Annotated in this window: 12 protein-coding genes and 4 tRNA genes; 3 read left to right on the top strand and 13 right to left on the bottom strand. The window is 47.7% G+C overall.

The annotated features are described in order from the left end of the window. Positions 1-20: 20 nt before the first annotated feature. Entirely contained in the window at positions 21-938 is a 918-nt protein-coding gene (locus tag G7Y46_RS00075) for a DUF3320 domain-containing protein (protein WP_165063038.1), read from the bottom strand. Between the two features lie 252 nt (positions 939-1,190). Here G7Y46_RS00075 and G7Y46_RS00070 point away from each other — a divergent pair, with 252 nt between their 5' ends. Further along, the gene (locus G7Y46_RS00070; RefSeq protein WP_165251541.1) at positions 1,191-2,489 is read left to right on the top strand and encodes an MFS transporter; all 1,299 of its coding nucleotides are present in this window, start codon (positions 1,191-1,193) and stop codon (positions 2,487-2,489) included. Positions 2,490-2,545: 56 nt separating this feature from the next. Here G7Y46_RS00070 and G7Y46_RS00065 read toward each other — a convergent pair whose 3' ends face one another. The 12 genes from G7Y46_RS00065 to G7Y46_RS00010 form a co-directional block, all read right to left on the bottom strand. Then, positions 2,546-4,591, bottom strand: a complete 2,046-nt coding sequence (locus tag G7Y46_RS00065; RefSeq protein WP_165251539.1) for a Na+/H+ antiporter — start codon at positions 4,589-4,591, stop codon at positions 2,546-2,548. A 46-nt stretch (positions 4,592-4,637) separates the two neighbouring features. Continuing rightward, positions 4,638-5,672, bottom strand: coding sequence for an NYN domain-containing protein (locus G7Y46_RS00060; RefSeq protein WP_165251537.1), 1,035 nt, complete (start codon positions 5,670-5,672; stop codon positions 4,638-4,640). A 141-nt stretch (positions 5,673-5,813) separates the two neighbouring features. After that, a complete protein-coding gene (gene rplA / locus G7Y46_RS00055; protein ID WP_165063034.1) occupies positions 5,814-6,524 on the bottom strand; it encodes a 50S ribosomal protein L1 in 711 nt (236 codons plus the stop codon). An 82-nt stretch (positions 6,525-6,606) separates the two neighbouring features. After that, the gene (gene rplK, locus G7Y46_RS00050) at positions 6,607-7,119 is read right to left on the bottom strand and encodes a 50S ribosomal protein L11 (RefSeq protein WP_165063033.1); all 513 of its coding nucleotides are present in this window, start codon (positions 7,117-7,119) and stop codon (positions 6,607-6,609) included. A gap of 101 nt (positions 7,120-7,220) precedes the next feature. After that, positions 7,221-7,751 carry a transcription termination/antitermination protein NusG gene (gene nusG, locus G7Y46_RS00045; protein ID WP_165063032.1) on the bottom strand — a complete coding sequence of 177 codons (531 nt, stop codon included), beginning with the start codon at positions 7,749-7,751 and terminating at the stop codon, positions 7,221-7,223. A 2-nt stretch (positions 7,752-7,753) separates the two neighbouring features. Beyond that, entirely contained in the window at positions 7,754-8,428 is a 675-nt protein-coding gene (gene secE / locus G7Y46_RS00040; protein ID WP_165251535.1) for a preprotein translocase subunit SecE, read from the bottom strand. Between the two features lie 108 nt (positions 8,429-8,536). Next, positions 8,537-8,613 (bottom strand) — tRNA-Trp (locus G7Y46_RS00035). Between the two features lie 29 nt (positions 8,614-8,642). Further along, positions 8,643-8,792, bottom strand: coding sequence for a 50S ribosomal protein L33 (rpmG, locus tag G7Y46_RS00030; RefSeq protein ID WP_165063030.1), 150 nt, complete (start codon positions 8,790-8,792; stop codon positions 8,643-8,645). Between the two features lie 107 nt (positions 8,793-8,899). Beyond that, entirely contained in the window at positions 8,900-10,102 is a 1,203-nt protein-coding gene (gene tuf, locus G7Y46_RS00025; protein ID WP_165063029.1) for an elongation factor Tu, read from the bottom strand. A 66-nt stretch (positions 10,103-10,168) separates the two neighbouring features. After that, positions 10,169-10,245: transfer RNA gene (locus G7Y46_RS00020), tRNA-Met, on the bottom strand. A 30-nt stretch (positions 10,246-10,275) separates the two neighbouring features. After that, positions 10,276-10,351: transfer RNA gene (locus G7Y46_RS00015), tRNA-Thr, on the bottom strand. A 73-nt stretch (positions 10,352-10,424) separates the two neighbouring features. After that, a tRNA-Tyr gene (locus G7Y46_RS00010) sits at positions 10,425-10,509 on the bottom strand. A gap of 489 nt (positions 10,510-10,998) precedes the next feature. Between G7Y46_RS00010 and G7Y46_RS09105 the strand changes: the two genes are divergently transcribed. Further along, positions 10,999-11,160 carry a hypothetical protein gene (locus tag G7Y46_RS09105; RefSeq protein WP_241156981.1) on the top strand — a complete coding sequence of 54 codons (162 nt, stop codon included), beginning with the start codon at positions 10,999-11,001 and terminating at the stop codon, positions 11,158-11,160. A 9-nt stretch (positions 11,161-11,169) separates the two neighbouring features. Next, positions 11,170-12,114 carry an IS110 family transposase gene (locus G7Y46_RS00005; RefSeq protein ID WP_241156980.1) on the top strand — a complete coding sequence of 315 codons (945 nt, stop codon included), beginning with the start codon at positions 11,170-11,172 and terminating at the stop codon, positions 12,112-12,114. The last annotated feature ends 28 nt before the right edge of the window (positions 12,115-12,142 follow it).

The raw sequence follows: 12,142 nt of genomic DNA, 5'->3' as shown, positions 1-12,142 counted from the left end.
CCGCAAGGCTAGTCTAGCTGCTACACCACACGAAACGTACCGTCAGTGAATACGCGAATAGTGCCATTTTCACCGGCTTGCTCTATTGCTGCACCAATAACCTCGCGCACGCGATTCGTTTTGCGCTTATAGCCTAGCAAGCGCATGGTAGCTTCTATTAAATCTTCGTAGGTTAGTTTTTCTTGGCTTTTCAGTGCAGCAAGTATTGCCGCAACCAATTCTTGATACGGATACTCTGTTATTTGGCGATTAGACTCTTCGTCGGTGGGACGAAATATGCAGTAGGTTTTCGGATCTTGATCGCCACGCCACACAAATGTGCAACCGTTAAATTCAGTTTGTTTCGCATTAATCTTGCGATTGAACAGCCATTCATTATGCGATTGAATATCGCGACCGCTGCGCTTTATGCCAAAGCTAGCGCGCACAGTGTTGAACAGGCGCTGTTTTTCAACCGGAGCTTCAGCCTCTATAACTTTGCGCATGCGCTCTACTATGGCTTCTTGCCACATACTGCGCTGATAATCGTCGGAATCTATGGGAGTGTTGGGCAGTTTAGCGGTTTTGTATTCCTTGGCGTTACCACCAAGGTTTTGCGCAGGTGAAAATGTTTGTGCTACATGCGCAGCTGTGTTTTCTGCAGAAACTTGTACAGTGTGTGCAGCTTCTGCAGCATCCGCTCGACTATTTGCACGCGCAACTTGAGCATGGGCATTCTCTATTTCTGTCTGTGCCGCGCGAATGCGCTCGTTAGCTTCTTCTGCACGCTCTTTTTCGCGCCTGTAGCCATCGCTTAATGCACGATAACGCTCGGCGGTCATAACGACAAAACGCTCGGTGCCACCCATAGTAACGATGGCTTTGCCGCTACCCTCTTCAACAAGCTCTAGCAGCTCTAGTACATCTTCTAATTCAGAAACTTCGAATCTATCACCCATGCTTACTCCTTACAAAATACCATGCAAGCATGTTAATTTCGTAATACAACCAAAGTCAATAAATATCAAATCAAACCGCCGAATAAGCATGGATACAAACAAATATAGTCAATTGACATTTTTAACTACATGATTCGGGTTCTAGCATACAATTGTTATAAGCAACCTACATATAAGGTATTAGTTAGCGCTGCGCTACTATCAGCACAATTGCGCCGCTAATGCCAATGCGCTACAAAAGGATATTAGCTAATGGAACGCAAGGCGAATACGACTAAAAGCACAACACCATCTGGTATACGCGAAGGGCTTTGGTCGCCCATTTTCATTTTAATTCTTACATGCACGCTTTCAACATTTCTCGTGGGACAAGGCATAAACGCTGGCACTTCGGTTTATCTTGAACGCATTGGCGGCTCTGTCGGGCTTGCCGGAATAGGCGCGCTATGTTTTTCGGTGTCAGCCGGTGTAGCGCGTATTATAAGCGGTCCTGTTATAGACACGCGCGGCAGACGTATCGTTATTATGGCTGGTGCAATCGTTATGTTTGTTGGCTGTGTTGGTCCTCTTGCCGCCAATGACGGTGCTTCTTTTGTTCTATGGCGCATATTGCAAGGTGCAGGCTTTTCAGCAGCCACAACAGCTACCGCAACCGCCGCAGCAGATGTGCTTCCGTTTTCGCGTATGGGGGAAGGCATTGGATACTACGGATTAGGTCAAGCTGTATCTATGTCTATAGGACCAGCTCTTGCAATTTTCCTTGTATCTACCGACCCGGCACAAAATTTCTATTTTGGATGCGCCGCATGCAGTCTTTTGGCGTTTGTACTTAGCTTGTTGATTCGCTACGAAAACAACCCATACAAACTTCCCGCCACATCCGAATACCGCGTCCGCCAAGAGCAAAACAGAACCGCTAACAAAGAGACAAAAACGTCTAATGCAGCCAAAAAGCAAGAGTTACACGGCTGGCATCGTGTACTTGATAGCGTGTTTGAACCAAAAGCGCTGCCGGGCACAGTACCCATCCTTTTCATGTGCGGTGCGTTTTCATTCAACATTTTCTACATGGGGCTGTTGGGCAATTCTTTGAACGTAGGCAACCCGGGTATTTTCTATACAGCTTCAGCCGTAGTTATGATTATAGTGCGCTTAACATCTGGTCGCTTCATGGATAAAGTTGCACCAATTCATATTATGGAAGTTGCTGTAGTGGCTGGTCTTGTATGTTTCGCAATGCTTTTGGCATGCACTATGGGCGCATTTGGAGATATAACCGAACTGATCTTCTATATTTCAGGGCTGCCTTTTGGACTGTGTATGGGTCTAGCTGTACCCGTAAACCAGACAGTTGCCGTGCGCTTTAGCCCAGCCGATCGCTGGGGCGCAGCAAATGCGCTTTTTATGCTTGGTGTAGACATAGGTAACGGCGCACTCTCGGTTGCATGGGGCTTTCTAAGCGAAACTCTAGGATTCACTGCTACAATTTGCGCCGTAATTTTATGCCTTATAACTGCCTATATATCAGCGCGTATCGTATATCCAAAATAAAACGCACCCACCACTACAAGCAATAAAGTGCAAATTACACAATTTATAATTGCGCGTTAAACTCTATCTTCCAAATCCATCATCATAAGGAAAACGTTATCGCGCATATTGCGTGATTCCTGCCTGCTTATGCGACCTTCTTCAAACATATGCTGAATTTGCCCTAACTCTATTTGGTAAGCCAAGCGCCTTATATCATCCGACTCATCAACCACACGAATTGAAGTAGTGACGCTTGTGCGCGACTGATTCAATGCCGCAATACTCGCCTCGTATTCCATAATTAACTTACTTGCGTCTTCAGTTGCAACAGTGCTTTTTTGCATTTCAGCCTTCAGAACTTCCACCACATAACGCGCCGCCTCTTCCTGCAAACGACGCATTTCCTCGCCATTGTCTGTCAGTTTTGAATCGGGCAATTGGCGCACTATTGCCAAGCGCATTCGCACAAATGCTATCCTAATATGCGATACCCACTTCTTAGCATCGAATCGCTGCCCTGCTCCGTGCTTTATCAATTTTTCCATACGCTCTAAGCGACCCAAGAATTCGTACCCAACATCAGAACTTACAATTCCTTGTTCCATAAGTTCTAGCGTATGCTCTTCTTCCCAATTTAGCACCTGCAGACGCAACGCAACTATAGAGCCATCGTTGGCATCTATCATATTCTTAGTATTTTCAAGCCTATCCTGATAGCTTTTAATGACTACCCTAGTAGCTCTGCGATTACGTTTGGTTTGTTGCGCGGTCAACTCTTCTATAACGTTGCGCAGAATGTCTCTCAGTACCTCAAAATAGTTATGGCGCGCATCAATTTCAGATTGCTTGCGTTCTTTCTTGGGCGCAACCAGCGGAACCACAAATGTAGCAAGCAAAAGCGTAATCAATATAACGCCGCAACCTAAGAAAATTAGTAAACTACGTTCGGGAAAACGAGCTCCCGTAGACATAAATATTGGCATCGTAAATAGAATGGAAAGCGTAATAGTGCCTTTAGCGCCGCAAAGTGTAGTTATAAGCGCATCTCTAGCGTTTGTGCGGCTGAATTTGTACGGTTCACCACCATTTCTGCCGGGGCGGCGCGCATGCCACAATTCCATACATATACACCAAACAAATCGCACGCCCATTAAAATTAGCGTAATAAACAAAATGTAGGCAATTAGCGAAAAATTATTGAGCGTCTCGTCTGCCCACACATAGCGCATAGATGCAGGTAGCTGTGTTCCTAGCAAAATAAACACAATGCCATTTAGCGCAAATGACAAAACTTGCCAAACATTGCTAGAAACAATATTCATGCGCGCAATAGAGGGACTGTTTGTGCGTGGAGTTATTACGTTCAAAAGACCAGCAACTACAACAGCAATAATGCCGCTAACATGGATAGATTGCGCCAATAAATACACTATGAATGGCACGCATAATTCGTATAACACATGGAAAGTGGCGCTTTCTATTCCCAAATCGCGGAACTTACGCAACGCCAAATTCGCTACATAACCCAATACAGCGCCGCATATTAATCCCCCGAAAAATTCCACCAAAAACGACACGCCCGCATCTGCTATAGAGAACGCTCCCGTAACCGCTGCAGTTAGCGCAAATTGAAACATTACGATGCCCGAAGCGTCGTTTAACAGCAGTTCGCCTTTAAGTATTCCCCATTGGCGCTCGGGTATAGATATCTGTTTTGAAAGCGAGGTGACAGCCACAGCATCTGTTGGTCCCAATGCCGCGCCAAGCGCAAGTGCCGCCGCAATACTAATAGACGGTATAAGCGAATGCAGCGCAAAGCCAATTATTACAGCAGTTACTATAACCAAACCAATAGCTAGGGATAAAATTGGGGCTTTGTTTACCCATAATTGCATTCTATCGGCGTTTTTTGCCTCTATGTATAGCAACGGCGCAATGAATAGCACCAAAAACAGGTTAGGTTCTAGGTCTATCGTTATAGTGTCACTGGCAAATATTGCAATAATAACCCCAAGACCAATCTGAATAAGAGGCAGCGAAACGCGCGGAACAACTTGGTCTATTACAGCAGACAACAATACTGCTATTGTCAGGAATAATACAAGCGTCAGAGTTTCCACGCATTTCTCCTCTCGATAAATTCGAATAATATTTTGGAATAATTACTTACTGCGCTAATCGCACTTTAATTGAACGACCTTCTTTCATTATTTCAAAATCGCCCACGCTGGCAACATAGCGCCGCATCTGGGCAAAACCTAAATCTCGCACTTTGAAATCTTTGAAACGATCGCGAACTTTATTGCCAAGCGACGCAAGCGGAATTCCTTCTGTGCCAGATTCACGTACCAACTTATAAATATATGCTTGTGGAGTTTCTTCTTGTTCCGCCATTATCTTACGCGAGCGGCGACGGCGCGCGCGTTTGCGCTCATCTGGTTCCTTTTTCGTGTCGTCATCCGATATGTCTTCGCTATATTCAGCCGTACTTTCAGGCTTAGTGCTTTCTACTAATTCAACAGTAACATTGCTATGGTCTTTTGTTATCTTGACGCGGTCGAATTCGTCCAGCAGCTTACTAAGCAAATTCGTGCCATAGTTTCGCACGTCAAAGTCGGGATAGCGCTTCAACATACGGCTACCCACTTCGCCAAGTCCTGTAGCTTTTCCGTTGTTCAGATTTTCGGTAATAATATCAACAACCGCTTGTTCAACATCTTGTTTATGCATTACGCCGCCCTGCTTAGAGCTAGGACCAGCCAGCAATTCCAAATTTGTAAAAACGTCACAAGCGCGCCTAAAAGGAGTTGGTGTTTTCTTTTCGCCCATACCAATTACAGTAAGACCACTCTCTCGCAGACGACCTGCCAAACGCGTAAAATCAGAATCGCTGCTTACAATACAAAACCCATCCAAGTTCTCGCCGTAAAGCAAATCCATAGCATCGATTATCATGGCTGAATCAGTTGCATTCTTGCCCTGCGTATAGCCAAATTGCTGGATGGGCATTATTGAATTTTCCAGCAATGCATCTTTCCATTTAGAGTGCAGTGGAAGCGTCCAATCGCCATATATACGCTTTACTGTAACGGTTCCATATTTTGATAATTCATCAAGAATCGGCTTGATATAACGTGCTGAAACATTATCTGCATCTATGAGAAGTGCGAATCTGTTGTCGCTTGAAGATTTGCGATCCATTAGGCTCCTTGTATGTTTGTTTTGCAATAGCTGCCTATATGCCTATCATAACAAAAGGTCGCAAACATCTGCGACCTTCTGATAATCCGTTATGTCTTTGCTACCTTTTCAGGCTCATATACTTTCGCGCTATATGGCTGACTATTCAGCGCTTTCCGTATATGCACGCTGCACACTAGAATCAACGCGAACACCGGGGCTCATGGTTGAAGATACTGCAATCGACTTTACATACTTGCCCTTAGCAGCTGCAGGCTTCATACGTATAATCTCATCGTATACAGCGCCATAGTTTTCAGCAAGAGCCTCAGCGGTAAAGCTAACCTTACCGAGCACAACATGCACAATGCCAAAACGGTCGGCGCGATACTCAACGCGACCACCTTTAAGTTCATTGATAGCCTTAACAACATCGTTGGTAACAGTACCCAACTTCGGGTTCGGCATAAGACCGCGCGGACCAAGCACCTTACCAAGCTTGCCAACTTTACCCATCTGATCGGGCGTAGCAACAGCAGCATCAAAATTAAACTCGCCGCGATTGATCTGTTCGGTTAACTCGTCGGTACCCACGATATCGGCACCAGCCTCTTGTGCAGCCTTAGCCGCATCGCCTTCAGCAAAAACCGCAACACGCACAGTCTTGCCAGAGCCATTCGGAAGACTAACCGTACCGCGCAGCTGTTGATCGGCTTGACGGGTATCGATGCCCAAACGAAAGTCGCCTGTTACAGTTTCATCAAAATTGGCAGTAGCAATTTCCTTAACAGTTTTCATCGCTTCTAGCGGTGTAAGCTCCTCTGCAGGAACGCTAGCAACTGCTGCCTTGTACTTCTTTGATTTCTTAGCCATTTTTTAATCCCTTTCGTGGTAATGGCGGGCAGAACCCTTCCACTTCATATGTACGCAACGCACTTGCGTTACATTAACCCTACTATGCCGAAGCACCATCGTCTACAGATTCGCCCTTCAAAAGAGCTGCCAACTTACGAGTTACTTCGTACTTTTTCTTCATTTCGCGACCCTCAATGCGCACGCCCATTGAACGCGCAGTACCAGCAATAATTTCTTTTGCAGCATCTATATCGTTTGCATTCAGATCGGGAAGTTTGATTTCAGCAATTTCAGTCAGCTGTGCATCGGTCAGTGTGCCTACATTTTGCAGTTGCGGAATACCAGCACCATGCTCAATACCCAGCTTTTCCTTAATAAGAACAGCAGCCGGAGGAGTCTTTGTTATGAAAGTGAAAGACTTGTCTTCGTATACCGTAATCTCAACAGGAATAATAGTGCCAGTCTGATCTTGCGTTTGCGCATTGAATGATTGGCAGAATTGCATAATGTTAACGCCTTGGGCGCCAAGTGCAGGACCAACCGGAGGAGCAGGGTTAGCCTGACCAGCCGGAATCTGAAGCTTTATGAAGCCAGTAACTTTCTTGTCAGCCATTTTTAGTTCCTTAACTCGTTTATCGTTAATACAAATCTATAGTCTGCGTCGCCGCGAGAAGCCCCTGTCCACTAGGGCACGACCACGCTGAATATTCAACCTTAAATTCTTGCCACCTGATCAAATGTAAGCTCCACAGGAGTTTCACGACCAAAGATGGAAACCATAACGCGTACTTTCCCGGCATCGGGCATTACTTCTGCCACAATACCATCAAAATCTTTCAGAGGACCGTCGGTAACATGTACCGATTGACCTTCCTCAAGAGTAGTAGATGTACGCTTTGGAGTATCTTGGCTAGTACGTTTCATAATCTTATTGTACTCTTCGCGAGTAAGAGGGCTTGGGTTGCCCTGACTACCCACAAAACCAGTTACTCCGGGAGTATTACGGACAGCCGCCCAACTGCGGTCGTCCATTTCCATTTTCACCAAAACATAACCCGGAAAAACTTTTTTCTCAGTCTCTTTGCGACGACCACCATCACGTATTTCGGCAACTCGCTCAGTAGGTATTTCAACCTTGAATACGTTGTTCTCAAGACCCATAGTCTCAACACGTGTCAGAAGGTTGTTCTTTACCTTATTCTCGTATCCGGAATAGGTGTGTAGCACATACCATTTTTTAGACATGCTTAGCCTTCCTGAGAAGATTCGCTATCCGTTGCGGCTCCGGGTGCCTCTGCACCGGAATCGCCTTCGCTTGTGCCCTCAGTTGCACCCTGATCAGATTCAGGGGCAGCAGATGCATCCTGAGTTTCGCTAGTTTCGCCTTCGGAAGTAGCATCAGAGCTTGCGCCTTGGTCTGAACCATCGCTAACATTCAAACCAACATTACCGCCGCCACCAGTATTGTCTAATTCATTACTTACTTCTGGCGCCTCGATGCTAGATACACCAATAAGTGCCGGAGTAATAATTAAATTATCAAGGATGGCTACATAGGCACCGAAGAAAACTAGTGCTGCAACAACAACGACAGTCCACTGACCCACATCTTTTTTTGTAGGCCACGTAACCCTTTTCATCTCTGCTCGCACATCGCGAAGGAATTGAAAATGCTTCTTCTTCGGTTTGTCTGCCTTTTTTATATCGGAACCCTTTGAAGCCGCTTTCGACTTCTCAGGCTTGCTTTCCTCGGTGCTGTCCTTCTTCAAAAGACCACGTTTCTTTGCACCGCTTTCAGCAGCTTGTTCGGTTTCAGGCTTTGTATTTTCCGAAGCCTCAATAGACTCCTGCTCACGTTCAGCCTTCTTAGCTTGACGTGCAGCCGATGCCTTTGCCTTTTGGGTTTTCGATTTCTTAGCCATGTGTTCCTCTGCTTTGCAGTCTTTTTATGGAAAACGTCTTCGCGACTGCACTTCGAAGCCGTCTCATAACGCCAAACAAGCAGCCCTCAAGCTGCTCGTGATGCAAGCTGGCAGGCCAGGAGGGACTCGAACCCCCAACATGCGGTTTTGGAGACCGCCGCTCTACCAATTGGAGCTACTGGCCTATTGCCTGTCTACAAAAAAATCCTTCACACTAACGAGTCTCGCGATGTACTGTATGGCTACGACACCACTTGCAGTACTTCTTGAACTCTAAGCGTTCGGGATTATTCTGCTTGTTCTTCGTGGTCGTGTAGTTACGGCGCTTGCAGTCCGTGCACGCCATCGTGACCAACGTTCGCATGAATACTCCTTTTACGCAATCTTATCGCAAGCTTGCGATTATACACATGAATCTGCAGAATCGGGTCGCAATTCTAAAATTACGACCCGATTTCTCGTTATACGTTGTTATTTGATGATCTTAGTAACGCGACCAGAGCCAACGGTACGACCACCCTCACGGATAGCAAACTTCAGACCCTCTTCCATAGCTACCGGGTGAATCAGCTCGCCAGTAATAGTTACGTTGTCACCGGGCATAACCATCTCGGTGCCCTCGGGCAGGTGAGCTACACCAGTAATGTCGGTGGTACGGAAGTAGAACTGCGGGCGATAACCATCGAAGAATGGAGTGTGACGTCCGCCTTCCTCCTTAGTTAGGATGTATACCTGACCCTCAAACTCGGTGTGCGGTGTCACACTGCCGGGCTTGCAAAGAACCTGACCACGCTCGATGTCTTCACGTTTAATACCGCGAAGTAGAACACCGATGTTGTCGCCAGCCTGAGCCTCATCAAGCAGCTTGCGGAACATCTCAATGCCAGTGCAAACAGTTTCCTGAGTCTCTTTAATACCAACGATTTCTACCGGGTCGTTCATGTGAAGAACGCCGCGCTCTACACGACCAGTAGCAACAGTACCACGACCAGTAATTGTCATGGTGTCCTCTACAGCCATCAGGAATGGCTTGTCTACATCGCGCTCGGGAGTGGGGATGTAGGAATCTACAGCATCCATAAGCTCCCAAACTTTGTCCTGTGCGTCCTTGTCGCCCTCAAGAGCTTTAAGAGCAGAGCCGCGAATAATCGGGGTGTCGTCTCCCGGGAATTCATAGCTGTCAAGCAGTTCACGAACTTCCATCTCAACAAGTTCGATAAGCTCTTCGTCGTCAACCATATCGCACTTGTTCAGGAAGACTACGATGTAAGGCACGCCTACCTGACGAGCAAGCAGGATGTGCTCACGAGTTTGAGCCATTGGACCGTCAGTAGCAGCAATAACAAGTATTGCACCGTCCATCTGAGCAGCACCGGTAATCATGTTCTTTACATAGTCAGCATGACCGGGGCAGTCAACATGAGCATAGTGACGAGTGTCTGTTTCGTATTCGATGTGAGCAATAGAAATGGTTATGCCGCGCTCGCGCTCTTCAGGAGCCTTGTCGATATCTTCAAATGCGGTGAAGTCAGCCTTAGCAGTGCCATGGCTACCATCATTGGAAGAAAGCGTCTTGGAGATAGCTGCTGTCAGCGTGGTCTTGCCGTGGTCGACGTGACCAATCGTGCCGATGTTAACATGCGGCTTGGAACGCTCAAATTTTTCCTTTGACATTTTTCCTCCTTGTAGGAAATTCTGTACTTTACATAGGAACGCGTCCTTAGCGGACGCGGGCTTTCTTGGTAGCGGTGACTGGATTTGAACCAGTGACGCCACGGGTATGAACCGTGTGCTCTGACCAACTGAGCTACACCGCCATTTTAATCTCTTTATAATTGCAGATTTAATGGAGCCTGCGACCGGACTTGAACCGGTGACCTCTTCGTTACCAACGAAGTGCTCTACCGACTGAGCTACACAGGCAATTTGACCGCTTTTATGCACACATGTTGCGTCAGACTTTGCATCATGCGCACCTAAAAGGCTCAAAAGAAAATGGTGGGCGCGCTAGGATTCGAACCTAGGTAGGCATAGCCAACGGGTTTACAGCCCGTCCCCTTTAACCACTCGGGCACACGCCCTTTTTGAACCTGCACAGCACATCTTGTGCTTCGTCAAGCTCAATGCCGTATTCTCGGTCACAGCACTCAAGGCTGCTCCCTCGTATACGCATTGGCTTTCCTTGCCCAAGCCGCACTGTGCAGGTTCAAAAAAATTAATCCTGCACAGCACATCTTGTGCCGTACAAGCAAAAAGCGTTTGAAAATTCATGTGTAATTTTCAAGCTGCCGCCCGGAAAGTTACAACTGAGCAACAAACCAAGCGAATGAATGATACGTTAGAGAAAACCGGGTGTCAAGCCATAACACGCCCCCGGGTGTATCCATACCTTTCACCGTACAAAATGTCTCCGCTAACAGCATTCAAAAAATAAGACGATATGAGTAGAACATTGTGAGCCCCTGCTTCATATCGTCTATTCATATAACCGTGGGTCGAGGCTGATAATGGTTCTGTCTAACCAAAACCGGCAACCAGCTAGGTTGCCACATATATGAGAGGGGCTCACCATGAACCATGTTACTTCAATCGGTCTTGATGTCCACGCGCGTTCTATCACTGCGGTCGCACTTGACTCCATCACGGGCGAGGTTCGTTCGCAGAAGTTCGGCTATGAACCTGCGGAAGTGGCAAGCTGGATACTTCAGTTCGAATCCCCGAAAGCAGTTTAGGAGTCCGGCGTGACGGGGTTCCACCTTGTCCGCTCGCTTCGGGAACTCGAGGTTGATTGTATCGTCGGGGCAGTTTCCAAGATGCACAAACCCGCATCCGACAAGCGCAAGAAGAACGACCGCAGTGATGCGGAGTTTCTGGCGCGACAGCTTATGGCGCACAATATCGTGGAAGTGTTCGTGCCGGATATGGAGACCGAAGGCGCCCGCAATCTCTCCCGCGTGCTGGAAGATATCCGAGACGACCTCACGCGCGCCAAACATCGCCTGACGCATCTGCTCATCCGCTGGGGATGGGTCTGGAGCGAATGCACAGAGGAAGGCAAACGTCGCGGCACGTGGACACGCGCCCACTGGGAATGGATCAGGCGCATAGAGCTTCCTGATGCAGCAGCGCAGGAATCGCTTGACTATTACATCTCCCAAGTTCGGCACATAGAAGCTCAGAAGAAGGCGATCGAGAAGAGGATCTGCCAATACACGCAGAAGCCACACTGGCATGAGCGAGTAGAGGCGCTTCGATGCATGAAGGGCATCGAGACCATGACCGCTTTTTTCCTGGTGGTCGAGACGGGCGTGTTCTCACGGTTCGAAACCGCCCGCGCATTCGCCTCATGGTTAAGACTCGTCCCTTCGGAGCACTCGTCAGGTGAGCATGTGTGCCGGGGTGGCATTACCAAGGCCGGCAATTCACATCTGCGGAAGCTCCTCGTGGATGCGAGCTGGCACTACACGCGTGCCACCAAGGAGCGGAAGCGCGGTCTCTACGACGATTCCGTGCCGACCTCGATATCGAACCATGCGGCGCAAGGCGTAAGGCGGCTGGTCGATCGAAGGCAGCACTTCACCATCGATCTGCATAAGCGTCCCGTTGTGGCCAACGTGGCCACTGCGCGCGAGTTGGCATGCTGGATATGGGCGCTCGGGCGCATGAGCGAAGGGACGCTGACCTAAGAGCATTCTACCTGCTCAATACCGATCA

The organism is Adlercreutzia sp. ZJ304 (assembly GCF_011039075.1).
In the GTDB taxonomy this organism is placed as follows: Bacteria; Actinomycetota; Coriobacteriia; order Coriobacteriales; family Eggerthellaceae; genus Adlercreutzia_A.
The sequence above is the reverse complement of the archived record's forward strand: the minus strand, read 5'-3'. Positions and strand labels throughout refer to the sequence as shown.